The sequence below is a fragment of the Streptomyces sp. NPDC051218 genome, assembly GCF_044455475.1.
In the GTDB taxonomy this organism is placed as follows: Bacteria; Actinomycetota; Actinomycetes; order Streptomycetales; family Streptomycetaceae; genus Streptomyces.
On sequence record NZ_JBITEU010000002.1, the window covers coordinates 20,008 to 44,032 of the forward strand.

Annotated in this window: 27 protein-coding genes; 16 read left to right on the plus strand and 11 right to left on the minus strand. The window is 71.3% G+C overall.

The window, feature by feature from the left end; genetic code table 11:
• Positions 1-72 precede the first annotated feature (72 nt).
• Positions 73-894, minus strand: coding sequence for a PhzF family phenazine biosynthesis protein (locus ACIBCK_RS06430; protein ID WP_399387322.1), 822 nt, complete (start codon positions 892-894; stop codon positions 73-75).
• Positions 895-1,487: 593 nt separating this feature from the next.
• On the opposite strand from ACIBCK_RS06430, the gene ACIBCK_RS06435 reads away from it, so the two are divergent.
• On the plus strand, positions 1,488-2,108 hold the full coding sequence (locus tag ACIBCK_RS06435; protein WP_399387323.1) for a PadR family transcriptional regulator: 621 nt from the start codon (positions 1,488-1,490) through the stop codon (positions 2,106-2,108).
• 136 nt (positions 2,109-2,244) lie between these two features.
• Here the strand turns inward: ACIBCK_RS06435 and ACIBCK_RS06440 are convergent, their stop codons facing one another.
• Positions 2,245-2,673, minus strand: coding sequence for an SRPBCC family protein (locus tag ACIBCK_RS06440; RefSeq protein WP_399387325.1), 429 nt, complete (start codon positions 2,671-2,673; stop codon positions 2,245-2,247).
• A gap of 304 nt (positions 2,674-2,977) precedes the next feature.
• On the opposite strand from ACIBCK_RS06440, the gene ACIBCK_RS06445 reads away from it, so the two are divergent.
• Positions 2,978-3,817 carry a putative protein N(5)-glutamine methyltransferase gene (locus ACIBCK_RS06445; RefSeq protein WP_399387327.1) on the plus strand — a complete coding sequence of 280 codons (840 nt, stop codon included), beginning with the start codon at positions 2,978-2,980 and terminating at the stop codon, positions 3,815-3,817.
• A 28-nt stretch (positions 3,818-3,845) separates the two neighbouring features.
• On the opposite strand, the gene ACIBCK_RS06450 is transcribed toward ACIBCK_RS06445, so the two are convergent.
• A complete protein-coding gene (locus ACIBCK_RS06450) occupies positions 3,846-4,034 on the minus strand; it encodes a hypothetical protein (RefSeq protein ID WP_367039686.1) in 189 nt (62 codons plus the stop codon).
• A 197-nt stretch (positions 4,035-4,231) separates the two neighbouring features.
• Between ACIBCK_RS06450 and ACIBCK_RS06455 the strand changes: the two genes are divergently transcribed.
• The 3 genes from ACIBCK_RS06455 (at position 4,232) to ACIBCK_RS06465 (ending at position 7,145) form a co-directional block, all read left to right on the plus strand.
• Positions 4,232-4,888, plus strand: coding sequence for a Clp protease N-terminal domain-containing protein (locus ACIBCK_RS06455; RefSeq protein WP_399387329.1), 657 nt, complete (start codon positions 4,232-4,234; stop codon positions 4,886-4,888).
• A 46-nt stretch (positions 4,889-4,934) separates the two neighbouring features.
• Complete coding sequence (locus ACIBCK_RS06460; protein ID WP_399387331.1) at positions 4,935-5,957, plus strand: EamA family transporter; 1,023 nt, start codon at positions 4,935-4,937, stop codon at positions 5,955-5,957.
• Between the two features lie 234 nt (positions 5,958-6,191).
• Entirely contained in the window at positions 6,192-7,145 is a 954-nt protein-coding gene (locus tag ACIBCK_RS06465; protein ID WP_399388844.1) for a DMT family transporter, read from the plus strand.
• Between the two features lie 156 nt (positions 7,146-7,301).
• Here ACIBCK_RS06465 and ACIBCK_RS06470 read toward each other — a convergent pair whose 3' ends face one another.
• Positions 7,302-8,024: a pyridoxamine 5'-phosphate oxidase family protein gene (locus tag ACIBCK_RS06470; RefSeq protein ID WP_399387332.1), complete on the minus strand. Its 723-nt coding sequence runs from the start codon at positions 8,022-8,024 to the stop codon at positions 7,302-7,304.
• A gap of 35 nt (positions 8,025-8,059) precedes the next feature.
• On the opposite strand from ACIBCK_RS06470, the gene ACIBCK_RS06475 reads away from it, so the two are divergent.
• A complete protein-coding gene (locus tag ACIBCK_RS06475) occupies positions 8,060-9,391 on the plus strand; it encodes an aminotransferase class I/II-fold pyridoxal phosphate-dependent enzyme (protein WP_399387334.1) in 1,332 nt (443 codons plus the stop codon).
• Here the strand turns inward: ACIBCK_RS06475 and ACIBCK_RS06480 are convergent.
• Positions 9,382-10,440, minus strand: coding sequence for a DMT family transporter (locus ACIBCK_RS06480; RefSeq protein WP_399387336.1), 1,059 nt, complete (start codon positions 10,438-10,440; stop codon positions 9,382-9,384). The two genes, ACIBCK_RS06475 and ACIBCK_RS06480, sit on opposite strands and share 10 nt — an antisense overlap.
• Positions 10,441-10,514: 74 nt before the next feature.
• Between ACIBCK_RS06480 and ACIBCK_RS06485 the strand changes: the two genes are divergently transcribed.
• Positions 10,515-11,417, plus strand: a complete 903-nt coding sequence (locus tag ACIBCK_RS06485; RefSeq protein WP_399387337.1) for a LysR family transcriptional regulator — start codon at positions 10,515-10,517, stop codon at positions 11,415-11,417.
• 24 nt (positions 11,418-11,441) lie between these two features.
• Here the strand turns inward: ACIBCK_RS06485 and ACIBCK_RS06490 are convergent, their stop codons facing one another.
• Entirely contained in the window at positions 11,442-11,921 is a 480-nt protein-coding gene (locus tag ACIBCK_RS06490) for a pyridoxamine 5'-phosphate oxidase family protein (protein WP_399387338.1), read from the minus strand.
• A gap of 196 nt (positions 11,922-12,117) precedes the next feature.
• Between ACIBCK_RS06490 and ACIBCK_RS06495 the strand changes: the two genes are divergently transcribed.
• The gene (locus ACIBCK_RS06495; protein WP_399387340.1) at positions 12,118-12,759 is read left to right on the plus strand and encodes a cysteine hydrolase; all 642 of its coding nucleotides are present in this window, start codon (positions 12,118-12,120) and stop codon (positions 12,757-12,759) included.
• Here the strand turns inward: ACIBCK_RS06495 and ACIBCK_RS06500 are convergent.
• Positions 12,746-13,216 (minus strand): Rieske (2Fe-2S) protein, encoded by a 471-nt coding sequence (locus ACIBCK_RS06500; protein ID WP_399387342.1) that lies wholly within the window; start codon positions 13,214-13,216, stop codon positions 12,746-12,748. The genes ACIBCK_RS06495 and ACIBCK_RS06500 overlap by 14 nt on opposite strands.
• A 90-nt stretch (positions 13,217-13,306) precedes the next feature.
• Between ACIBCK_RS06500 and ACIBCK_RS06505 the strand changes: the two genes are divergently transcribed.
• The 7 genes from ACIBCK_RS06505 (at position 13,307) to ACIBCK_RS06535 (ending at position 19,342) form a co-directional block, all read left to right on the plus strand.
• Positions 13,307-14,110: a HipA family kinase gene (locus tag ACIBCK_RS06505; RefSeq protein WP_399387344.1), complete on the plus strand. Its 804-nt coding sequence runs from the start codon at positions 13,307-13,309 to the stop codon at positions 14,108-14,110.
• Complete coding sequence (locus ACIBCK_RS06510) at positions 14,107-14,508, plus strand: DUF3037 domain-containing protein (RefSeq protein WP_399387345.1); 402 nt, start codon at positions 14,107-14,109, stop codon at positions 14,506-14,508. Before ACIBCK_RS06505 ends, ACIBCK_RS06510 begins: the two co-directional genes overlap by 4 nt.
• Positions 14,509-14,643: 135 nt before the next feature.
• On the plus strand, positions 14,644-15,405 hold the full coding sequence (gene fabG, locus ACIBCK_RS06515; RefSeq protein ID WP_399387347.1) for a 3-oxoacyl-ACP reductase FabG: 762 nt from the start codon (positions 14,644-14,646) through the stop codon (positions 15,403-15,405).
• Positions 15,406-15,442: 37 nt separating this feature from the next.
• On the plus strand, positions 15,443-16,198 hold the full coding sequence (locus ACIBCK_RS06520) for an SDR family oxidoreductase (protein WP_249591259.1): 756 nt from the start codon (positions 15,443-15,445) through the stop codon (positions 16,196-16,198).
• Positions 16,199-16,395: 197 nt separating this feature from the next.
• Positions 16,396-17,973: an ABC transporter substrate-binding protein gene (locus tag ACIBCK_RS06525; protein ID WP_399388845.1), complete on the plus strand. Its 1,578-nt coding sequence runs from the start codon at positions 16,396-16,398 to the stop codon at positions 17,971-17,973.
• 93 nt (positions 17,974-18,066) lie between these two features.
• A complete protein-coding gene (gene ung / locus ACIBCK_RS06530; protein ID WP_399387349.1) occupies positions 18,067-18,750 on the plus strand; it encodes a uracil-DNA glycosylase in 684 nt (227 codons plus the stop codon).
• Between the two features lie 103 nt (positions 18,751-18,853).
• Entirely contained in the window at positions 18,854-19,342 is a 489-nt protein-coding gene (locus ACIBCK_RS06535; protein ID WP_399388847.1) for a hypothetical protein, read from the plus strand.
• Positions 19,343-19,388: 46 nt separating this feature from the next.
• Here ACIBCK_RS06535 and ACIBCK_RS06540 read toward each other — a convergent pair whose 3' ends face one another.
• Positions 19,389-19,847: a hypothetical protein gene (locus ACIBCK_RS06540; protein ID WP_399387351.1), complete on the minus strand. Its 459-nt coding sequence runs from the start codon at positions 19,845-19,847 to the stop codon at positions 19,389-19,391.
• 254 nt (positions 19,848-20,101) lie between these two features.
• Here ACIBCK_RS06540 and ACIBCK_RS06545 point away from each other — a divergent pair, with 254 nt between their 5' ends.
• Positions 20,102-21,007, plus strand: coding sequence for a Gfo/Idh/MocA family protein (locus ACIBCK_RS06545; protein WP_399388849.1), 906 nt, complete (start codon positions 20,102-20,104; stop codon positions 21,005-21,007).
• Here the strand turns inward: ACIBCK_RS06545 and lnt are convergent.
• The 3 genes from lnt to ACIBCK_RS06560 all read right to left on the minus strand — a co-directional run bounded on the left by lnt (position 20,931) and on the right by ACIBCK_RS06560 (position 23,933).
• Positions 20,931-22,712 carry an apolipoprotein N-acyltransferase gene (lnt, locus tag ACIBCK_RS06550; protein ID WP_399387352.1) on the minus strand — a complete coding sequence of 594 codons (1,782 nt, stop codon included), beginning with the start codon at positions 22,710-22,712 and terminating at the stop codon, positions 20,931-20,933. The genes ACIBCK_RS06545 and lnt overlap by 77 nt on opposite strands.
• A gap of 89 nt (positions 22,713-22,801) precedes the next feature.
• Positions 22,802-23,329 (minus strand): nuclear transport factor 2 family protein, encoded by a 528-nt coding sequence (locus tag ACIBCK_RS06555; RefSeq protein WP_399387354.1) that lies wholly within the window; start codon positions 23,327-23,329, stop codon positions 22,802-22,804.
• A 424-nt stretch (positions 23,330-23,753) separates the two neighbouring features.
• Positions 23,754-23,933 carry a hypothetical protein gene (locus ACIBCK_RS06560; RefSeq protein ID WP_367039651.1) on the minus strand — a complete coding sequence of 60 codons (180 nt, stop codon included), beginning with the start codon at positions 23,931-23,933 and terminating at the stop codon, positions 23,754-23,756.
• Between the last annotated feature and the right edge of the window lie 92 nt (positions 23,934-24,025).

Consider the following 24,025-nt stretch of genomic DNA (forward strand, 5'->3'; position numbering starts at 1 on the left):
GCCGCCGCGGTGGTTCTGTGGGGACGTACGACCGCGTCGTACGTCCCCACAGTTGTACGTCTCCCAGCGGTGTCAGGCGTAGAGGTCGCCCTCGATGACCGTGACCGCACGGCCCGTCAGGAGGGTGCGGTCGCCGCGCACTTCGGTGCGGACGAGGCCGCTGCGGGCCGATGCCTGCAGGCCGGTGAGCTCCGTGCGCCCCAGACGCTGGGACCAGAAGGGGGCGAGAGCGGTGTGGGCGCTGCCGGTCACCGGGTCCTCGTCGATGCCGACGCGCGGGAAGAAGCACCGGGAGACGAAGTCGTGGCCACGGGTGGGGTCTTCGGCGCGTGCGGTGGCGATGATGCCGCGCTCGGAGTGCCGGATCAGGGCCTTGTGGTCCGGGGCCAGGGCGCGCACCGTCTTCTCGTCGGCGAGCTCGACCAGCAGGTCTCCGAGGTTCGCCCCCGCGTCGAACACCGCGAGCGGCTCGGCGCCGAGTGCTTCGGCCACCCCGTCGGGGATCTCGACCGGGGTGAGCGGGGCGGTCGGGAAGTCCATGGTGATGGTGCCGTCGGCGTGCGCGATGGTCGTCAGGACGCCGCTGCGGGTGGCGAACCGTACGGGGCCTTCGGCTGAGCCGGTGACTTGCAGGACGTGGGCGGTGGCGAGCGTGGCGTGGCCGCAGAGGTCCACCTCGGTGGCGGGCGTGAACCACCGCAGCGCCCAGTCGGCTTCGCCGCCCGCGGGGAGGGGGTGGGCGAAGGCGGTCTCGGCGTGGTTGACCTCCGTGGCCACGTTCTGGAGCCAGCTGTCATCGGGGAAGGTGTCGAGGAGGAGGACGCCCGCGGGGTTGCCCGCGAAGGGGCGGTCGGTGAAGGCGTCGACGATGCGGATGCGGTGAGGAGTCGGCATGTCGTCGACGTTAGCGGGCCAATCCCGGGGCGGGACAAGGCCAATTGGGGGTTGGTGGCCTGATTGGCCTCGTGGATTCCGCCTCGCGCTACGACGCGGGGCCGGCGCGTGCTGATGGTGACGGGGGGGGGGCTCGGCTCTGCCGCGGGCGTGGGTTCTGGTGTGAGGGACGTCGGCGTGGGGTGGCGGGCGCCCGTTCGTGCGGCTGGCGGGGTGCGGGTAGATCGGTGCTCGTCGATGAGGGAGCCCGGCGGGGCCGTCGGCCACGTCACCCTGCACGTGACCTGACAGCTTCGGACGGCCTGGGCGTGACGGATGGCTAAAGACTGGCGTCGCGGGCTCGCGCGGCGGCTGCCGCCAGCAGGGGCCAGCCGTAGTCGCCCCCGGTACCCCACGTCCCCGGAACCCATGGGGACCCGCCCGGCTGCGGATGAAGGGTGAGGATCTGGGCTCCGAGTAAGCCCCGCCGACTGGTCGCAGGCATCGATGGAAGGGAGAAGGGCTTGCCAGGCGAGCGGTCCCGATATATCGTTGAGGCATCGCGACTGATCAACGACTACACGGTTGATCCTGACATACGAGGAGTGATTGCGATGCGTTCCCACGGTTATGAACACGAGCACGGACGTGGAAAGTACGGCCCCGGTCACGAGGGGCGAGGCGGTTTCGAGGGGCGGCGCGCGGCGTTCGGTCCCTTTGGGCCCGGCTTCGGAGGCCCCGGTGGGCCCGGCGGCCCCTGGGGTGGCCGAGGTGGCAGGGGCGGTCCGCGAGGCAGGGCGAGGCGCGGTGACGTACGCGCGTCGATCCTTGCCCTTCTGAAGGACCGGCCGATGCACGGCTACGAGATGATCCAGGAGATCGCCGAGCGCAGCGGCGGGGCATGGAAGCCCAGCCCCGGTTCGGTCTACCCGACCCTCCAGCTCCTGGAGGACGAGGGCCTGATCAGCAGCGCGAGCGAGGGCGGCAAGAAGCTCTTCTCGCTCACCGACGCCGGCCGCACCGCGGCCGACGAAGGTCCCGACGCGCCTTGGGAAGAGGCCGGGCGCGGGGTCGACTGGGAGGCCCTGAGTGAGATCCGGCAGGCCGGTTTCGGCCTGATGGAGGCGTTCGGCCAGGTCTGGAAGACCGGCAGCAAGGACCAGCGCGACAAGGCCCTCACGGTCATCAACGACGCCCGTAAGAAGCTGTATCTGATCCTCGCCGATGAGGACTGAGGCCGTGGGGGCAGATGACCCCCGCTGCTCTTGAGGCGCCCCACACTTCATGTGTGGGGCGCCTCTTCGCGTGCGGGGGAGCCCGGGGGGAGGGAGTCCGTCGGAGGGGGGCCGGCCGGAGGGGGCCGGGCGGTGCTCAGGTCACCAGGCCCGCCAGCTTCCGCAGTGACTCGTTCAGCGCGGCCGTCGCCGAGTCCTTCAGCTTGCCCGCCATCAGGGAGACCGCCGCGCCCGTGAACTCCCCCTCTATGCGTACGTTCGTCGCGTCCCCCTCGGGGGAGAGGGTGTAGCGGGTGCCGACCGTGACGCCCATCGGGCCCTTGCCCCTGATCGCGAGGGTGCGCTCGCTCTCCAGCTCCTCGACCGTCCAGTTGACCTCGGCGGGGAAGCCCATCAGCTTCATGTTCTCCGCGAACGTGCCGCCCGTCTCCAGCGTCGTGGGGGCTCCGTTGGGGAAACTCGTGTGCGTGGCGTTCCACTCGCCGTACGAGGAGAAGTCGGTGAGTTGGGCCCAGACCTTTTCGGCGGGCGCCTCGATCCGTGCTTCCGCGCTGACTTCGGCCATGCGACGACCCCTTCTTCTCGTGCGCTGCGGCGGGGCGCAGCTGCGGTGTCGCGGAACGTAGCCGCAGGGCCCGGAACATTCAATACTGATGAACCGTCAGATGTCGTGGTCGTTCCGGCGATGCCGTCCGGAAGCGGGTCGGGTACTGTTGCCCTCCCCGCGACCGACGCGGGACGACGGACCCAGGAGGTGAGCCCCATTACCGCTGTAGCAGGTCGGGTGCTCCCCCTTCACGACCGCGCGGTTCACCCGGCATAGGTGACCGAAGGGAGCCCCACAGGCGTCCCGAAAGGTTTCTCTTCCCATGTCGGCTTCACCTTCGTCACAAGCCACCCCCGCGTCGCCCGCGTCACCGCTCATAACACCCCTCGCCCTCGCTCCTGCCGCCATCGTCGCCAGGCTGCGTGCCGCCGGTTGTGTCTTCGCCGAGGACGAGGCGGAGTTGCTCCTCGACACCGCGCGTGACCCCGCCGAACTCGCCGCGATGGTGGAGCGGCGCGTCATCGGCCGGCCCCTCGAACACGTCCTCGGCTGGGCGGAGTTCCGCGGTCTGCGGATCGCCGTGGACGTGGGCGTCTTCGTGCCCCGGCGGCGCACCGAGTTCCTCGTGCGGGAGGCCGCCGCCCTCGCCCGGCCGGGCGCCGTCGTCGTCGACCTGTGCTGCGGCTCGGGCGCGCTCGGGGCCGCACTCGGGGCGTCCGTCGACCGAATCGAACTGCACGCCGCCGACATCGACCCCGCCGCCGTGCGGTGCGCGCGGCGCAACGTCGCCGGTGTGCGGGGCCGCGTGTACGAGGGTGATCTCTACGAGCCGCTGCCGGACGCACTCAGGGGGCGCGTCGACATACTGCTGGCGAACGTCCCCTACGTACCCACCGAGGAGGTCGGGCTGCTGCCGACGGAAGCCCGTGTCCACGAGGCGCGCGTGGCCCTCGACGGCGGAGCGGACGGCCTCGACGTCCTGCGGCGGGTGACCGCGGACGCCGCGCGCTGGCTGGCTCCCGGCGGCCGGCTGCTGTTCGAGACCAGTGAGCGGCAGGTGCCGTACGCGCTGAAAGCGGTCGCGGACGGTGGTCTCGTCCCGCGGTCGGTGAGCGACGAGGAGCTGTACGCGACGGTCGTCACCGGAACGCGCCCCGCGTAGGCGGGCCGGCGGCGGTCCACGCAGCGCATCAGCCCACCCTGCGTATCACCGCCGCGTCGAAGAGGTCGCACGCCCTGGGGAGCGGGCTTTCGTCGTGGCAGTGCCAGGCTTCCCAGAAGAGATCGGCGGGCAGCGCGTTCTCGGGTGCGTACACCCGGTACACGTACTGCCTTCCGTCGATCGCGGGCAGCGCGACCGTCCAGCACCCGCACTCCATGCCTGAAAGACGAGTGGCCGGTGCGCCGCGGTTGCGTGCCCGGCGCGAATCAAGGCGGCGCGCGCCCCTCGGGGAAGAACAGCCTGATCTCATCCGTAAGGAGGAGAAGCCGCTCATGCGTACCCAACCTGTGTCGGACGCAAAGATGCTTCCCGCCGCCGATGACGCGGCCTTCGGGGGCTGATGGGGTGGAAGATGTGCAAAGCCGTACCCCGCGGGGCGCCGAGCCCGGCCCGACCCGAGCAGAGACCGACTCCCGACTGAGCGCAGCGCTGACGTCGGTGGTGGCCGGCGCGCGCCGGCGTGCCGTGCGGGACGGGGACCGGCAGATCGACACCGCGCATCTGCTGCACTCCCTCCTTGAGACCGACCCCGGTGTGCGGGCCGCGTTCGACGACGGTGCGCAAGTGGTGCGGCTGCTCGGCTATCTCATCCAGCGCAGCATCGGGTACGGCCTGCAGTGGCAGGGGACGGTCGAGGACTCCGGAGCGGTGCCGATGGTGGGGGCGCGGCAGTCCGCGGTCGTGACGGCGAAGGAGACGGGCTGGTCGCCGTCCGCGAGCGCCGCCATGGAGGCGGCCATCGAGCGGGCCGGCCGCCGTGGTGAACCGCGAGCCCTGGGCGTCGACCTGCTCGCGGCGCTCGTCGCCGACCCTGACTGCCGCGCGGTCGAGGTCCTGGGGCGGGCCGGGGCCGACGCGCACATCATCCTCCGGCGGATCGAGGACGACCCGTGCGCCGGGGCGTCCGCCGGTGCGTTCGTCGATCCGTACGCGGGCCCGTACGCCGATCCCTACGCCGATCCTTCCACCGGCCCCTGCGCGGACCCGTACGCCGGGACGTCCGCTGATTGAGACAGGGTCTATCGGGGGTGACGCTCATGACACGTCCTGTCATGATGTGCCGGTGCAAGCGTCTCAGGGGAATCAGGCAGGCTCGCGGCAGAGCCACGGAAGAGGCGTCGGCCTGGGGCTCGCCCTGGGGTCGGCGGTCGCCTTCGGCGGCTCGGGCGTCGCGGCCAAGCCGCTGATCGAGGCGGGCCTCGACCCGCTCCACGTGGTGTGGCTGCGGGTGGCGGGCGCCGCCCTGGTGATGCTGCCGGTCGCCTGGCGCCACCGCGCCCTGCTGCGGAGCAGGCCCGCACTCCTGCTCGGCTTCGGCCTGCTCGCCGTGGCCGGTGTCCAGGCCTGCTACTTCGCGGCGATCTCCCGCATCCCTGTCGGCGTCGCGCTCCTCGTCGAGTATCTGGCGCCCGCGCTCGTACTCGGCTGGGTGCGCTTCGTGCAGCGGCGGCCCGTGACGCGCGCGGCGGCGGTCGGCGTGGTGCTCGCGGTCGGCGGCCTCGCCTGCGTCGTCGAGGTGTGGGCCGGGCTGAGCTTCGACGCGGTGGGCCTGCTGCTCGCGCTGGGCGCCGCGTGCTGCCAGGTCGGCTACTTCGTCCTGTCCGACCAGGGCAGCGACGCGGGCGACGCGGCCCCCGATCCGCTCGGCGTCATCGCGTACGGACTGCTGATCGGCGCCGCCGTGCTGACCGTCGTGGCGCGGCCCTGGGGCATGGACTGGTCGGTGCTCGCCGACAGCGCGTCCATGGACGGCACGGCCGTGCCCGCGTGGGTGCTCATCGGCTGGATCGTGCTCATCGCGACCGTCGTGGCGTACGTCACCGGGGTGCTGTCGGTGCGCCGGCTCTCGCCGCAGGTGGCGGGTGTCGTGGCCTGTCTGGAAGCGGTCATCGCCACCGTGCTCGCCTGGGTCCTGCTGGGTGAACACCTGTCGGCGCCGCAGATCATCGGGGGCGCCGTGGTGCTCGCGGGGGCGTTCATCGCGCAGTCGTCCACGCCCGCCAAGCCCCGGCAGGGGCCGACCGCGGGCGGGGTGCGGGGGCCGGAAGGGCAGTTGTCGTCAACCGGCACTGCCGTCTAGGGTGTTGATCATGCATTCACGCGCGCTCGTTCTTCCGCCCCCGGCCGCCTAGGCGCGGGCACCTCCTGGAACACACCCGGCCGGTGGCCGGGTGGAACGACGCTGCCCGCAGACGAAGCCAGGGATCTTCCTTTCTTTCTGCGGAGAAATCACGTGTCGAACGTGTCAAGTGCACCCAGTGTGTCCGATGCATCCGATGTGTCCACTGCGTCCCCTGCGTCCCCTGCGTCCCCTCTGCCAACGGCCGTCTCGGGACTGTCCGTTGGGCGAGGCCTCCTCTATCTGATCGTCGCCGGTACGGCATGGGGCACCGCGGGAGCTGCCGCCGCACTGGTCTTCGCGGCCGGCGACATGGGGCCGGTCAGCCTCTCCTTCTGGCGCTGCGCGGGCGGCTTCGTGCTGCTGTTCGCCCTCCGTCTGGTGCGCTCGCGCCGCCGGTCGGCCGCTGCCGCCGTCGGCGCGCCGCTGCGGCGCGGGCTGCCGCGCATCGTGGCGACCGGCGTCTCCCTCGCCGTGTTCCAGACCGCCTACTTCGCGGCCGTCGAGTCGACCGGGCTCGCGGTCGGCACGGTGGTCACGATGGGGGCGGGGCCCGTACTCATCGCGCTCGGGGCGCGGTTCACCATGGGGGAGCGGCTCGGAGGCGCCGGTGTCGTGGCGGTGGCCGGGGCCCTTGCCGGGCTCGTGGTGCTCGTCCTCGGCGGTGGGGACGCGAGCGTGCGTCCGGCGGGCGTCGGATGGGGACTGCTCTCGGCCGCCGCGTACGCCGCGATGACGCTGCTCACGCGGTGGTGGGGGCGGGGCGGCGCCGCCGACTCGTCCGATACGACGGTCTGGTCGTTCGCCGTGGTGTCCGTGTGCCTGCTGCCGCTCGCGGCGGTGGAGGGGCTCGTGCCGCACACCGCGGAGCCGGCGCGGATGGGCCTGTACTTGCTGTACATCGTCGTGATCCCGACGGCGGTCGCCTACGCCCTGTACTTCGCGGGCGCCGCCGTCATCCGGTCCGCGACCGTCTCCGTGATCACGCTCCTCGAACCGCTGAGCGCGGCGGTCATCGCGGTCGTGCTGCTGGGTGAGGAGCTCACCGTGTCGACGGTACTCGGCACCCTGCTGATGCTGGCCGCGGTGACGGGCCTCGCGGTCGCGGAGACGATCGGTGCGGGTTCTCGCGGCGCGCGGTTGGAGTGAGCGGCGGGGCTGACGGGCCCCGTTGTCTCGAACCGCGGGCCGGTGAGGGATGATCGCGCCCGCGCGGCGGAGCCGCATGCCTCTCAGCCCCGCGCCCCTTGCGGGGCGCATGCGCGAGGCCGTTCACCGAGAGCTGCCCGAAGTGGTGGATCTACCTCACAGCTCGATCAGGTAGTCGGGCACGTCGACGCCGGGGGCGAGATCGGCCGCGGGGACGAGCGGGTCGTGGCCCTTGCGGAGCGGGACGACGCCGGCCCAGTGGGGGAGGTCGAGGTCCTCGGGGTCGTCGTTCGGGCCGCCGGTGCGCACCTTCGCGGAGACCGCGGAGAGGTCGAGGCTGAGTACGGCGGTCGCCGCGAGCTCCTTCGCGTTCGCGGGGCGGGAGTCGGCGGAGCGGCCCGGCACGACGTGGTCGACGAGCGAGTCGAGGGCGGCGCGCTTCTCCTCGGGGTCCGTGACCTGGTGGGCGGTGCCGTGGATCACCACCGAGCGGTAATTGATCGAGTGGTGGAAGGCCGACCTGGCGAGGACCAGGCCGTCGACGTGGGTGACGGTCAGGCAGACCGCCAGGCCCGGGTCCTCCTCCTGCCGGCGGCCGTCCGACGCCATCCGCAGCGGCCTGGAGCCCGTCGAACCGTGCACGTACAGGCGCTCGCCCACGCGGCCGTACAGCGTCGGCAGGACGACGGGGGCGCCGTCACGCACGAAGCCGAGGTGGCAGACGTAGGCCTCGTCGAGTATCGCGTGCACCAGCTCCTGGTCGTACGCGGCACGGTCCCGCCCGCGGGTGGGGACGGTGAGGTCGGTCGGCGCGTACGAGGCGGTGTCGGTGGCGGTCTCGATGCCGGCCTCGATGCCGGACTCGGATGCGACGCTCATTGCTTACTCCATTGCACTAGTGCATAATCTTGTTTGTGCTAGGAGAGTATCGGATCGAAGGTAAACGCGCAGCTGAGATCGCTGCCAGCGTGGAGCGCGCGGTGGGTGGCGGGGACCTGGAGCCGGGTCAACTCCTGCCACCGTTGCGAGAGTTGGCGGAGCGGCTCGGGGTGAATCCCAATACGGTGGCCGCGGCCTACCGCACGCTGCGCGAACGCGGCGTCATCGAGACGGCGGGACGGCGCGGCAGTCGCGTACGCCCCAAGCCGGCGACGACGGTGCGTGAGCTGATCCGTGTGGATGTGCCGGACGGTGTGCGTGATGTGTCCAATGGCAATCCGGATACGGCGTTGCTGCCTTCGCTGGCAGGGGCGTTCGCGGCGGCCGCAGCCGAGGGTGACCGGCGGCCCGTTCTGTACGGGCAGGAGGCCGTGGACCCCGAAATGACCCGCCACGCGCGCGTGGCCCTCGACGAGGACGGGGTGCCGGACGGTCCTGTCGCCGTCACCTCGGGGTCCCTCGACGCGATCGAGCGTGTGCTGGCGGCCCACCTCAAGCCCGGCGACGCGGTGGCGGTCGAGGATCCCGGCTGGGGCAGCCTGCTCGATCTGATGCCGGTGCTCGGACTGCGTACGGTCCCGGTGGGCGTCGATGACGACGGGCCGTTGCCCGCCGACGTGGAGGAGGCGCTGCGCGGCGGCGCGCGTGCGCTCATCGTCACCGACCGCGCCCAGAACCCGACGGGCGCCGCGATCAGTGCTCCACGCGCGCGTGCGCTGCGAAAAGTCCTCTCCGCGCACAAGGACGTACTGCTCGTCGAGGACGACCACGGCCACGCCATCGTCGATCTGGCGCTGCACCCGCTGGCGGGCGTGACCAGCAACTGGGCCTTCATCCGCTCGACGGCCAAGGCGTACGGCCCTGACCTGCGGCTCGCCCTGCTCACCGGGGACGCGGTCACCGTCGATCGCGTCCAGGGGCGGCAGCGACTGGGCCCCGGGTGGGTCAGTCACATCGTGCAGCGCGCGGTCGTGCGTCTGTGGGCGGAGGGGGCGGTGGACACGGGCGAGGTGGCCGCCTCGTACGCCAGGCGGCGTGACGGCCTGATCACCGCGCTCGCCGAGCGTGGCGTCGCGGCGCACGGGCGCAGCGGCATGAACGTGTGGGTCCCCGTGCCGGAGGAGACCGGGGCGGTCGCCAGACTGCTGCACGCGGGGTGGGCCGTCGCCCCGGGGGCGCGCTTTCGCATGAGCGCGAGGCCCGGGGTGCGGATCACGGTGTCGACGCTGGGGGATCAGGACATCGAGACGGTGGCGGACGCCATCGCGTCCGCCACCGGGCGTGCGCCTGCGCGGCGTTACGAGTGAGTGGGCTCGGCCGTCGGGGCGGCGGGGGCGGCGGGGGCGGCGGGACCGGCTGTCGTGCGGTGGGGCTCCGCCGGTGTGCGGGTGGGGCCGGGCGAGGTGCGTGGGCGGGACTGGGTGAGGGCTGCGCCTGCCAGGACGATGACCGCGCCGACCGGTGTCGACCAGCTCAGGGACTCGCCCAGCACGGCGACGCCCGCCGCGGTGGCGATGACCGGGACGAAGTACGTGACCATCTGGGCCGTCGTCGGACCGACCTCGGAGACCAGGCCGTACTGGATCAGGAAGGCGAGCCCGGTGCCGACGGCACCCAGTGCCACGATGGCGAGGAGCGGCATGACGGGGAAGTGCGTGGGCAGCGACGTGAACAGCGGCGTCACGACGGCGAGTTCGACGGTCGCGACCAGCAGTTGGGCGCCGGTCAGTGAGAGGTTCGAGTGGCCGGTCCTCGCCAGGGTGCGGCGCACGTAGATCCAGCCGAGCGGATAGCTCAGCGAGGCGAGCAGCGCCAGCGACGTGCCGCGGAAGTCGATGCCGCTGAAGCCCTGCCAGGCGCCGAGCACCGTGAGCACGCCGATGAACCCGAGGCCGAGCCCCGCGACCCTGCGCCGCGTCGGCCGGTCCTCGGAGAGCGCGACCATGGAGAGCGCCATGCCCCACAGGGGCGAGGTCGCGTTGCAGATGCCGGCGAGCGTGGACGGGATCGTCAGCTCCGCGTACGCGAAGAGCGAGAACGGCAGGGCGTTGAGCAGCAGCGCGGAGACCGTGAGGTGCGCCCATGTCCGTGCCCCGCGCGGCAGCCGCTCGCGCTTCATCACCAGGACGACCGCGACGACAGCTGTGCCGAACAGCAGGCGCCCCAGGGTGACTTGGAACGGAGCGTACCCCTCGGTGCCGACCTTGATCAGGAGGAAGCTGAAGCCCCAGATCAGCGAGAGGACGCCGAAGCGGAGGCGCCAGCCGAGGGCGCGACGCTTCGGCCGAGCGGATTCAACCGTGGCGGGGGAGGGAGTGGCAGGGGAGGCGGAGGGAGGGGAGGTGGTGACGTGCATGTAGGTCACATTGAGGCCTCCGACCTCGTAGAACAAGCGAAATTAGCTGCCCAGTACCGCGTAGCATCGCTTACATGTTGAACCTCGAGCGACTGCGCACTCTGGACGCCCTGGCCAGGCACGGCTCGGTCAGCGGCGCCGCGGCCGGGCTGCACGTCACCACGTCGGCCGTCTCCCAGCAGATGACCAAACTGGAGCGCGAGGTGGGCCAGCAGCTCCTGGCCAAGAACGGCCGCGGGGTGCGCCTCACCGACGCGGGGAGACTGCTCGCCGAGCACGCCGCCCGCATCCTCTCCCAGGTGGAGCTCGCGCAGTCAGACCTGGAGGAGCAGCGGGGCAAGGCTGTCGGAGAGCTCCGGATCTCCGCGTTCCCCACGGCGATGCGCGGACTGCTGCCCGCCACGCTCACCGCGCTGCGTGCCGGACACCCTGGTCTGCGCGTCCGCTCCCAGGAGATGGAGCCGCAGCCCGCGGTCGCCGCCCTGGTGCGCGGCGACATCGACATGGCGGTCGTCCTCGACTGGTACAACAAGCCGCTGCCGGTGCCCGGAGGCCTGGTCAAGGCGTCCCTCCTGGATGACCCCGCGGACATCGCCCTGCCCGCGGCGCACCCCCTCGCCGACCGCTCCGAGGTGGATCTGGAGGAGTTCGCGGACGACGAGTGGATCGCCTGGGCGGAGGGGGAGTTCTGCCACGAGTGGCTGATGTTCACCCTGCGCGCCAAGGGCATCGAGCCGCGGATCGCACACCGCGCGGAGGAGCACCACACCCAGCTCGCGATGGTGGCCGCGGGTCTCGGCGTGTGCGTGGCCCCCCAGTTGGGGCGCGATCCCATGCCGGCCGGGGTCAGGACGGTCCCGGTGCGCCACCGGGTGCGACGTCATGTGTACGTGGTGTGGCGCGCGGACGCCGACCGCCGCCCTTCGATCAGGGCGGCGGTGGAGGCGCTCCAGGTGGCGGGGGCGGGGCTGCGCTAGCGAAGCGGTGCCGGGTCGGTGGGGTCAGGGGCGGGTCGGCAGAGCCGCGAGCTTCCGGAAGTCCCAGGACGCGATCGCATCGGGGGTGAGCCGGATCCACGCGTGCTTCCCGTCGTACGGCATGGTGTCCATCCCGAAGTACTTCTGGGTGAAAAGGCGCTCAGGGGCGTCGAGTTCGGGGCAGGGCTCTCCCATCCGCGGTGACTCGGCGACGAAGACCGCCGTCCCGGAGAGCTCCACGCCCCGCAACTCCCCGTACTCCACACCCGAGTCGACCACCACGGCGATCCGCTGATCGCCGCGAAGGTCGGACCAGCGCTTGCTGCGGGTGATCGAGAAGAGCCACAAGGACGTGCCGTCCCAGGCGAACCACAGCGCGCTGACGTGCGGCGCGCCGTCGGCGGACACGGTCGCGACCCGGCAGGTGCGCTCCGTGCCGAGGTACGCGTCGAGCTCGTCCGGCGTCATCATGATCCTGCGGCCCCGGCGCTGTGTGGCGGCCATCGGTCCTCCTGCGGCATGGGAAAAGGCGGGCGCGCGACTGGAACTGACCAGCTGGCCCATCGGCCTGACTGACCGTCAGAAAGCTGCGCCCGGAAAGCATGCGGCCTCTTCCACCATGACGCAATGGCGGCTAACCTCCGCGCATCCCGGGCGCCGGTGGCCCCGGCCGAGCCAAGAGACCCGGACAGGGGGAGCGATGCCGTCGTACGAACAGCTCACGGAACTCCTCGACCCCGCCACCACCGCCCTGCTGACCGTCGAATGCCAGCAGGGCGTGGTGGGGACGGAGAGCGCGCTGCCCGAACTCGCCGACGAGGCACGCTCGTCGGGCTGCCTCGCGAACGTCGCGCGGCTCGTCTCCGCCGCCCACCAGGCCGGGGTCCAGGTCCTGCACGCCGTCGCCGAACGGCGGCCCGACGGGCGCGGCGCCAACCGCAACGCCCGCCTCTTCCGGGCCGCGGGGCGGCTGCCCGTGCAGCAGCTCTCCGGGACCCGGGCCGTGCGCATCGCGCCGCCCATCGAAGTGGCCGACGAGGACCTCGTCGTACGGCGGCTGCACGGGCTCTCGCCCCTCGCGGGCACGGACGTCGACCCGCTGCTGCGCAACCTGGGCTGCCGCACCCTCCTGGTGACCGGTGTGTCGGCGAACGTGGCGATACCGAATGCCGTCTTCGACGCCGTGAACCTGGGCTACAACGCTGTCGTGCCCTCGGACGCCATCGCGGGAGTCCCCTCCGACTACGCACCCGCGATGATCCGCAACACCCTCGCACTGGTGGCCACCGTCGCCACCACCGACGAGGTCCTCGGCGCCTGGAAACGACCTAGGCCAGCGTGATCGAGTCGCCGTCCACGGTGATCTCCGCGGCGGGTAGCGGTTTCGGCGCGGGGGACGCCTTCACGCTCCCGTCGGCGATGGAGAACTTGCTGCCGTGGCAAGGGCAGTTGATGGTGCCGCCCTCGACGCTCGTCACCGGACATTGTTTATGGGTGCAGCGGTTCGAGAAGGCCTTGAACTCGCCCTCCGTCGGCTGGGTCACCACCACCCCCTCCTTCTTGAAGATCTTGCCGCCGCCCACCGGGATCTCCGACGTCTTGGCGAGCGCGGCCCCGGCGGCGGCGCCACCGGCGGCCTCGTCGCCCTCCTCGGGTTTCTGCTCCGCGGCCGATTCCGAGCCGTAACCGTCGTCGCTCTCACCGCACGCGGCGAGGGCGGCGGCCAGGCTGACGACGCCCGCCGCGGTGACGACCGAACGGCGGGACGGGGTGGGCAACTGTTCCTTCGAAAGGGTCATGTCCGGTGGTACGAGGCCACGCGCCGCTGTGTTCAAGCCCGCAAGCACTTCTTGCGCGAGCCGAGTTCGGAGCGGCATTAACCTGGGGCGATGCTCACCGAAGTCACCGCGGTCCGCTACGCCACGCCCCTGCGGGAGGGCGGATCGCTCCCCGGCCTCGTCGAGGCCGTCGACGGCCGGGGGACGTATGCGCCGTACGTCATGAAGTTCACCGGGGCCGGTCAGGGCCGCAAGACGCTCGTCGCCGAGGTGATCTGCGGGCAGCTGGCGCGCGGCCTCGGGCTGCGGGTGCCGGGCCTCGCGCAGATCTGGCTCGACCCGGTGCTCGGCCTTGGCGAGCCCGATCAGCAGGTGCAGCAGCTGCTCAAGTCGAGCGGCGGAGTGAACCTCGGGATGGAGTACCTCTCCGGCGCGCTCGGCTTCGACCCGCTCGCGTACGACGTCGGTCCGGCCGCGGCGGGCCGCGTCGTGTGGTTCGACGCGCTCATCAACAACGTGGACCGCTCCTGGCGCAACCCGAACATGCTCATGACCGGCGGTGACCTGTGGCTCATCGACCACGGCGCGAGCATGATCTGGCACCACAACTGGCGCACCGCCGAGACCGCGGCCGCCAAGCCGTACGACGCCTCCGACCACGCCCTCGCCCCCTTCGGGCCCGACATCGCCACGGCCGCCGCGGAGCTCGCCCCGCTCGTCACCCAGGAGCTGCTCGCGGCCGCCGCGGCCGACGTGCCCGACGCGTGGCTGGTCGACGAGCCGGGCTTCGACGACCCCGACGCCGTGCGCCGCGCCTATGTGACGGCACTGCTGGCGCGCGCCGAGACCATCCACGAACGGATCCAGCTGCCGCAGAGCCCGACCGGGCAGCAGCGGAAGGGTGCCACCAAGTGACCGAGCAGCCGACGCCGACCGCGCGGGACGTCTTCGAATACGCCCTGGTGCGCGTCGTGCCGCGCGTGGAGCGCGGCGAGCAGTTCAACGCGGGCGTGGTGGTCTACTGCCGGGCCAAGTCCTTCGTGGCCGCCCGCACGCATCTCGACGAGGGCAAGCTGCGGGCTTTGGACCCGCAAGCCGACCTCGGGGGCATCAGGGCCGCGCTCGGCGCCGTCGAGCGGATCTGCGTGGGCGGCGAAGGCGCTGGTCAGGCCGAGCGGGACGATGCCGGACGGCGTTTTCGGTGGCTGATCGCGCCGCGCTCGACCGTCGTACAGCCGGGGCCGGTGCATACGGGCCTCACCGCGGATCCTGCCGCGGAGGTGGACCGACTCCTCGACCTCCTGGTGAGGTAAAGAATCACAGGCCCCGGTGTGCCGTTGACACCGGGTGCCAGGGCTTCTAGCGTCTCGTTCAGCTGAAGGTACTAAGCGGTCGCTCACCATCGGGGCGTACCGTAGAGCCGCATCCCAAGGGCGAGGAGAACCAGCATGTCCACCACTGAGCAGCGCGTCGCGGTCGTGACCGGAGCAGCGCGAGGCATCGGCGCGGCGACCGCCGTGCGTCTGGCCGCCGAGGGCCGCGCCGTCGCGGTGATCGACCTCGACGAGGCCGCCTGCAAGGACACCGTCACGCAGATCACCGCTGCCGGTGGCAAGGCGATCGCCGTCGGCTGCGACGTGTCCGACGAGGCTCAGGTCGAGGCGGCCATCGCCCGGATCGCCGACGAGCTCGGCGCGCCCACGATCCTCGTGAACAACGCCGGTGTGCTCCGCGACAACCTCCTGTTCAAGATGAGCGCGGACGACTGGGACATGGTCATGAACGTCCACCTGCGCGGTGCGTTCCTGATGTCCCGCGCGATCCAGAAGCACATGGTGGACGCCAAGTTCGGCCGGATCGTGAACCTCTCCTCGTCCTCGGCGCTCGGCAACCGCGGCCAGGTGAACTACGCCGCGGCCAAGGCGGGACTCCAGGGCTTCACCAAGACCCTGGCCAAGGAGCTCGGCAAGTTCGGCGTCACCGCCAACTCCGTGGCCCCGGGCTTCATCGTGACCGAGATGACCAAGGCCACCGCCGACCGTGTCGGCATGGGCTTCGAGGACTTCCAGGCCGCGGCGGCCACGCAGATCCCGGTGCAGCGCGTCGGCCGCCCCGAGGACATCGCCAACGCCATCGCCTTCTTCACGGGCGACGCCGCGGGCTTCGTCTCGGGCCAGGTCATGTACGTGGCCGGCGGCCCGCTCAACTAGTTCTGTTCCGGTAGTTCTGTTCCGGAGGGATGCGGAGATGACAGTGCAGGACAGTGGAAAGGCCGCGCTCATCACGGGCGCGAGCCGCGGCATCGGCTACGGCATCGCGGAGGCGCTCGTCGCCCGAGGTGACCGCGTGTGCATCACCGGACGCAACGAGGACGCGCTGAAGGAGGCCGTCGAGAAGCTCGGCGCCGACCGCGTCATCGGCGTCGCGGGCAAGGCCCACGACGAGGCCCACCAGGCGGTCGCCGTCGAGCGCGCCATGGAGGCCTTCGGACGGGTCGACTTCTTGATCAACAACGCCGGTACGAACCCGGTGTTCGGGCCGATGGCGGAGCTCGACCTCAACGTGGCGCGCAAGGTCTTCGAGACCAACGTGATCTCGGCGCTCGGCTTCGCCCAGCAGACCTGGAAGGCCTGGCAGAGCGAGAACGGCGGCGCGATCGTGAACATCGCCTCCGTCGCGGGCGTCGCCCCCTCCCCGTTCATCGGCGCGTACGGCATGAGCAAGGCCGCCATGGTCAACCTCACCCTGCAGCTCGCGCACGAGTTCGCGCCCAAGGTGCGGGTGAACTCCATCGCGCCCGCCGTGGTCAAGACCAAGTTCGCCCAGGCGCTGTACGAGGGCCGTGAGGAGGAGGCCGCCGCCGCGTATCCCCTGGGGCGGCTCGGCGTGCCCGAGGACATCGGAGGCGCCGCCGCGTTCCTCACGTCGAGCCAGTCCGACTGGATCACGGGACAGACACTCGTGGTCGATGGCGGCATCTTCCTCAATGCGGGCGTCAGCTGACGAAGACCCGGTAATCGCCAGGTACGCCCTTCAAAAGGGACGTACACGCGCATCAAGTGCCCCGTCGGCGCCGCGAGTTGGCCCGGCGGGGCATTGCGATATTGTCTCCCGACCCATGGCATGGCCGATCGAGGAGCGTGCGCGTGTTCAGTGAAGTTCGCCTGGTGGCGGCGGCGGGTCTGCGTGGCCTGGCCGGTATGCCCCGCCGGGGCCTGCGGCCGGCCGCTGCGCTGGTGACGATATCCCTCCTCTCGGGATGCGGAATCTTCTCTTCCGACGAGTCCGACGAGGAACGGAAGATCACCGTCGGCACGATGAGTGCCCCGAGCACCCTCGATCCGGCCGCCGCCTGGGACAGCTCCTGGGAGCTGTACCGCAACGTCTTCCAGACGCTTCTGAGCTTCCCCAGCGGGGCGGCCGAGCCGGAGCCGGACGCGGCCGATTCCTGCAAGTTCACGGATGCCACGAACCAGGTCTTCACCTGCGAGCTCCGGGAGGACCTCAAGTTCGCCAACGGCCACGCGCTGGACGCGAAGGCGGTCAAGTACACCTTCGACCGCATGCGGCGCATCGACGTGGAGGGCGGTCCCGCCGGTCTGCTCGGGTCGCTCGACAAGGTGGAGACGAAGGGCGAGCGCACGGTCACGTTCCGGCTCAAGAAGCCGGACGCCACCTTCCCGTTCGTGCTCTCCACCCCCGCCATGTCGATAGTCGACCCCAGCGAGTACCCGGCGGACAAGCTCCGCGAGGGCACCTCGATCGCGGGCTCGGGCCCGTACGACCTGGAGTCGTACAAGGCCGGTGAGCGGGCGGAACTGGTCAAGAATCCCCATTACGAGGGTGCGGCCGACCGCCAGAACGACGCCGTCACGATCCGCTACTTCAAGAAGTCGGCCACGATGGTCGAAGCCCTGAAGAACAAGCAGATCGACGTCACCTTCCGCGGCCTCGCGGCCGAGGACATCGTCGAGATGCAGGCCAACAAGCACGCGCGCGAGGGAATCCAGCTCGTGGAGGGCTCGGGCACCGAGATCCGGTACCTGGTCTTCAACCCCGATGACCCCTGGGCCAGGAAGAAGCCGGTCCGCCAGGCCTTCGCCCAGGTCATCGACCGCCCGGCCATCGCCCACAAGATCTACCAGGACACCGTCGAGCCGCTGTACTCGATGGTCCCCCAGGGGCTCACCGGGCACGGCACGGGCTTCTTCGACGACTACGGGGACCCCAGCAACTCCAAGGCCGCGAACATCCTGAAGAGCGCCGGCATCAACGAGCCCGTGCCGCTCACCCTCTGGTACACGACCGACCGCTACGGTTCGGCGACCGAGGGAGAGTTCAAGGAGATCAAGCGGCAGCTCGAAGCCTCGGGCCTCTTCAAGATCACGATCAAGGGCCGCCCCTGGACCGAGTTCGACGCGGGCACCAAGAAGCGCGAGTACCCGGTCTTCGGCCGTGGCTGGTTCCCCGACTTCCCCGACGCGGAGAACTTCATCGCGCCGTTCGTCGGCACGAAGAACGTGCTCAACACGCCTTACCCGTCACGGGAGATCACCGACGAGGTGCTGCCGCGCTCGCGCCGTGAGGCCGATCGCGGCGCGGTGGCCGACGATTTCGAGCGGGCCCAGAAGCTTCTCGTCGACGACGCGCGGCTGCTGCCGCTGTGGCAGGGCAAGCAGTTCATCATGGCGAGCGAGGAGATCGCGGGCGGCGAACGGGCCCTGGACCCCTCGGCGATCATGATGATGTGGGAGTTGCAGCGCAAGACCAGCTGGTAGCGGGAGGGCGCGGGCAGCGGGCGCCGGGTCGATTGTCAGTGGCCGCCGGTAGGTTCTGTGGTGAGAAGTGACCGCACACCGGAGGTTGTTGACGTGACCGACATCGCCATGCTGCCCGCGTCCTGGCGCGGAGTCCTCGGCGAGGAGCTGCAGAAGCCCTACTTCAAGGAGCTCACCGAGTTCGTCGAGGAAGAGCGCGAGAAGGGCCCCGTCTACCCTCCACGTGACGAAGTCTTCGCCGCGCTCGACGCCACGCCGTACGACCGGGTCAAGGTCCTCGTCCTCGGTCAGGACCCATATCACGGCGAGGGACAGGGGCACGGCCTCTGCTTCTCCGTGCGCCCCGGCGTGAAGACCCCGCCCTCGCTGCGGAACATCTACAAGGAGATGCGGGAAGAGCTCGGCCACCCCGTGCCCGACAACGGCTATCTGATGCCGTGGGCCCAGCAGGGCGTCCTGCTCCTGAACGCGGTGCTCACGGTCCGTGCCGGAGAGGCCAACTCCCACAAGGGCAAGGGCTGGGAGAAGTTCACCGACGCGGTCATCCGCGCGGTGGCCGCCCGCCCCGACCCCGCCGTCTTCGTCCTGTGGGGCAATTACGCCCAGAAGAAGCTCCCGCTCATCGACGAGGAGCGGCACGTGGTCGTGAAGGGCGCGCACCCTTCGCCGCTGTCCGCGAAGAAGTTCTTCGGCTCGCACCCCTTCACCCAGATCGACGCGGCGGTGGCGGCGCAGGGGCATGCGCCGATCGACTGGCGCATTCCTGACCTGGGCTGAGGTCGGCTGATCGACACTGGACCGCGCCTGACCGTGATTGTCAGTGGGGGCGGATAGCGTCGAGAGCGGTGTGCACGATGGGCGTACGAGCGTGGAGGACCCGGTGGCGGAGCAGCAGGAGCAGGCGGCGGAAGACGCCATGATGACCCGGATCGGGCAGGCGGTCATGCTGCACCACGGGGGCGACCGCGAGGAGGCGCAGGGCCGCTTCCTCGGTCTCTGGTCGGAGATCGGCGAGGAGGGCGACCCGCTGCACCGCTGCACGCTCGCGCACTACATGGCGGACACGCAGGAGGACCCCTCGGACGAACTGGCCTGGGATCTGCGGGCGTTGTCAGCCGCGGACGAGCTCACGGACGAGCGCCTGCACGAACACCGGGGCTCGATCGCGGTCCGCGGCTTCTATCCGTCCCTGCACCTGAACCTCGCCGCGGACTACGCCAAGCTGGGGCGCCCCGAGGCGGCACGCAATCACATCCGGCGGGCGCGGGGGGCGGTCGGGGCGCTGGGGGACGACGGGTACGGGGACGGGGTCCGAGCGGCCATCGGGAGGCTGGAGCTGCAGCTGGGGGAGGGCAGCGAGGTGGAGTGAGGCTGGGGCTGGGGCCGGGCGGAGGCAGGGGCGTGCTCAGTGGGGGTCAATGACCGTAGGCGCCCTGGCAGATGACTGCTTCGGGGCTGCCGGGCTGCCAGCCGCCGTACTGCTTGCCGAGGGCGCAGAGGTCCGCGTTCGTGGGCACCGCGGAGGGCCGAGCGGGTGGTGCGGCGGCCTCGGGCCGGTGGCCCTGGCGGCGCGGGGGCGGGTCCGAGCGCTGCGGGGGGAGCACCGTGGGGCGCTGCGGCGCAGGGACGGTCGGTGCGGTGCCGGTGGCGCGGGGGGCCGGGTCGCGGGGCGGTCCCACGAGCTCCAGTGCCTCGCGGGCGGGGGCTTCCACGATCCGGGGGCGGGAGTCGCCGTCGGCGCGGGGCGCCGGGGGTGGGGCGCTCGCGGCGGACGGCCCTGGCGCGGGCTGCCGCTCGACGCTCACACAGCCGGAGAGGGCGGTGACCGCCACGGAGGCCAGGAGTGTGGCGGCGGTGGCCGTGGTTCGGTGCATTCGCGCAACTCTGCGGGGTGAGGGGTGCTTTCGGCGAGGGAACGGGGGGAAGTTGGCCCGCATGGGTGAGGGTGCCTCTGGCCGGCGGGGGAGCGGAGGGGATTGGGGGGCGGGGGGTTTGGTCTTGTCTGCGGGTTGCCTGTGCTTGGGGCCGCCGCTTCGCGGCGGATCTTCGCCCGCCCACCCGCCCGTTTGCCCGGCAGTATGCTGCTGGGCGGGACTCGTGTTGCGGTAGAGGGGAAAACAGGACAGTGGTGAAGGTCGGCTGTATCGGACTTGGTGACATCGCGCAGAAGGCGTATCTGCCCGTGCTCACCACCCTGCCGGGCGTCGAGCTGCACCTGCAGACGCGCACGCCCGCGACCCTCGCCCGCGTCGCCGGCGTCCACCACATCCCGGACGAGCGCTGCCACACCGACCTGGACGCGCTGCTCGCCCAGGGCCTCGACGCCGCGTTCGTGCACGCCTCGACCGCCGCCCACCCGGAGATCGTGACGCGGCTGCTCGAAGCGGGCGTGGCCACCTACGTGGACAAGCCCCTCGCGTACGAACTCGCCGACTCCGAGCGGCTCGTGCGCCTGGCCGAGGAGCGTTCCGTCAGCCTCGCCGTCGGCTTCAACCGCCGCTTCGCGCCCGGCTACGCGCAGTGCGTCGAGCACCCTCGCGAGCTGATCCTGATGCAGAAGAACCGCGTCGGCCTGCCCGAGGACGTGCGCACGCTCGTCCTCGACGACTTCATCCACGTCGTGGACACGCTGCGCTTCCTCGCGCCGGGGCCGATCGACCACGTCGGCGTGCGCGCCCGCATCCAGGACGGGCTCATGGAGCACGTCGTGCTGCAGCTGGCGGGGGACGGGTTCACCGCGCTCGGCGTGATGAACCGGCTGAGCGGTTCCACCGAGGAGATCCTCGAGGTGTCGGGCCAGGACACCAAGCGGCAGGTGCTCAACCTCGCCGAGGTCATCGACCACAAGGGCCAGCCCAGCGTGCGGCGGCGCGGCGACTGGGTGTCGGTGGCCCGGCAGCGCGGCATCGAGCAGGTGGTGCTCTCGTTCCTCGACGCCGTGCGCGCGGGCAAGGTGCTCAGCGCCCGGGATGCGCTGGCGACCCATGAGCTGTGCGAGCGTGTGGTTCGTGCGGCTCAGGAGCAGGCTGCCTGAGCCGTCCCCTCGCCGACCCCCGCAGGGAACGGGCGCCCTCGGCCGCGCATAGCAGTGCCAGCACACCGAGTGCGGCGTGCACGGGCCAGTCGCCGAGCCTGACGTACGGCGTGACGCCCTGGGCCAGCGGTATGTCGTACGTCGCCGTGGTGCTCGCCGAGGTACCGAGCGGCGCTCCGACCCGCTCGCCCCGCGGCCCGTATACCGCGGAGACGCCGGTGAGCGTGGCGTGCACCATGGGGCGGCCGGTCTCCGCGGCCCGCACCGCCGCGAGCGAGGCGTGCTGCTCGGGCGCCCAGCTGGACTGGAACGTCGAGGTGGACGACTGCGCGAGCAGCAACTGGGCGCCCTCGCGCGTCAGATGTCGGCTCATGTCGGGGAACGCCGATTCGAAGCACACCAGCGGCCCGACCTTCAGGCCGTCCCCCACCTTCATCACCACCGGACGCTCGCCGCGCCTTCGGTCCTCGCCCGCCGCCTTGCCCACGGACGTCGCCCAGCCGAGGAGCGAGCGTGCGGGGACGTACTCGCCGAAGGGGACGAGCCGCATCTTGTCGTAGCGGTCGCCGGTCGGGCCCTCGGGGCCCACGAGGACGGAGCTCTTGAAGATGCCCGTCTTGTCGGAGCGGCGGGCATCCACGTTCACCAGGATGTCGGCGCCGACCTCCCGGGACAGCGTGGCTATTCGCCGGGCGACGTCCGGTCGCTCCGCGAGGTCGTAGCCGACGCTGCTCTCGCCCCAGACGACGAGGTCCAGGTCCCGGCCCGCCAGGCCGCGGGTCAGCTCCTCCTCACGCGCGAACCGCTTGTCGGCGCCGCCGACCCCGTCCATGACCCCCGGCTGTACGACGGCCACGCGCATCCGGCCCGCGGGCTCGGGCGGCGGCGCCCAGGCCCAGGCGGATGTGGTCGCCGCGGCCACCGCCACGAGCCCGGCGGTGGCGGGAACCGCTCTGGCGGCGGCCGTGCGGGAAGGGCGTGACGTGCCGGAAGGGCGTGACGTAGGGGAGGGGCGTGATGTACGAGGCGGGCGTGACGTAAGAGACGTACGGGCCGAGTGCGGGGCACGTGCCGCGACGAGCGCCGCGACGGCGGTGTTCAGGATGACGATCAGGGCGCTGACCAGCCACACTCCGCCCACTGACATCAGGCGCAGGGCGGGCTCGACCTGCCACTGGCTGGAGCCGAGCAGACCCCACGGCCCGCCGAGGCCCTCCCAGGACCTGACCAGCTCGACCATCAGCCAGCCGGACGGCAGAACGACCAGCGCGGCCGCGGTCCGCCCCGGAGTGAGCACCCCGCCCAGGAGGCGCCGCACCAGCCAGCCCCACGGCGCCCACAACAGGCCGAGCAGCGCGGCGATGACGAGGGTGAACACATGGAGGCTCGGCAGCAGCCAGTGATGTACCGCCACCATGAACCCGAGGCCGCCGAGCCAGCCGTCGAGCGCCGCCCTGCGCCCCGTGTCGGCCGAGCGTGCCAGCAGGATCCAGGGCACGAGCGCGACGTAGGCGAACCACCACAGCGCCGGGGCGGGAAAGGCGAGGGCGGGCAGCGCTCCGGCGAGGACGGCGAGAGCGCCGCGCCATCGGGGCGAGGGCGGCGCGAGCAGCCCCGCTGCCGACGCGGCCGAAAGGCGCGGCCACCGCCGGCTCGGGTCGCGCCCCCGGTCGCGCCCGCTGCGGCCGTCGCTGAGTGGATCCATGCAGCGCCTCCCTCTGTCCCCGACGCCGGTCGTGCCTCCAGTGTGCGCGCCGCCGACGATCTAGGACAGTGCGCCCGCCGTGCGTCTTCTCAGCCTGGGGTACGGGCCGTGGGGCGCTCCTGTATCCGGCGCCACTTCTCGTGCACGGTCACCTGACGCAGTCGCCAGCCCTCGTGCGTGCGCAGTGCCGTGAAGGCGTAGCGGCCGCCGCAGATGAAGTCCGGGGCGGACGATCCCGCGCCGCCCGCCTCCCCGTCGACGCCTGCGCCGGCACCCTCGCCCTCCTGCGAGGCGAAGCGCATCGGGTTCACGAAGTCGGCCTGGACCTGCGCGATGTCGCCGATGTCCTGCTCGAGTGTCCCGAACCGGAGCCGCCTGTTGACGATCAGATGCTGGCGCATCGGGAAGAGCTCCATCGTCCCGGCCAGCCATCCGGCCACCTCGTCGGCGCTCGCGTCGATACCGCCCGCCGAGCTGTAGTCGGCGCGTCCGTCCGGGGTGAAGAGCTGCCGGTACGCGTCCCAGTCACCGTCGTCGACGGTCACTGCGTACTCGGTGATGAGGGAATCGATGGCCAACCGGTCCATCACGGTGGCGAGTTCCACGCGCTGCGTCATCGGGTCAGTGTTGGGTACGGAGGGTTCCCAGCCAAGGGGCGTGCAGGAACGTGCCGGAAAGGATGCGGGAACGCGGCGCGTACGGTGCGGTCGGTGGAGGCCGGTTCCATGTCAACAGCCATAAGATTCAAGGCAGTTGGCCGCCTGTTGGGGCGCGGGCGCGGACACTCGGAGCTGGGAGGCCCGGTGAAGAACGAGCAGCGCATCGCGGCGTACAAACAGCAGGGCAACCGCAGGGAACTGACGGGCCGCCAGAAGCGCCGCATCGCGCGGAAGGCGCGTCAGGGCAAGGGCTGAGTATCTGGCCGCCGTCGCGGACGCTCAGGACGGGGGGCGGCTCCCCCGTGGAGCCCCCGGCAGGACACGCGCACACCGACACGGTGGAAACCTGCGCCCGCATGACGCAGTCCACGGCCTGGGCCGCCTATGCCGCCTCGACGACCTCCGCGCGCACGGCGGCGGCCCATTCCGTCACCAACTGTTCGTACTCACGGCGCTGTTCGGCCGAGAGGCGTCCTCCGGCGCGCATCCACAGACTGCGGATCCGCTCGTTCAATTCCGCGGCAGACCGCACGGAACCACGGGGCTGAGGGGTTAAGGGCATGCGTAAAGACTAGGGGATGGCTACGACAATCGAAACTCTCAGCTACCGAACAGATCCTCCAAGTGAGCAGATGCACAAACGGCCGGGCCCGT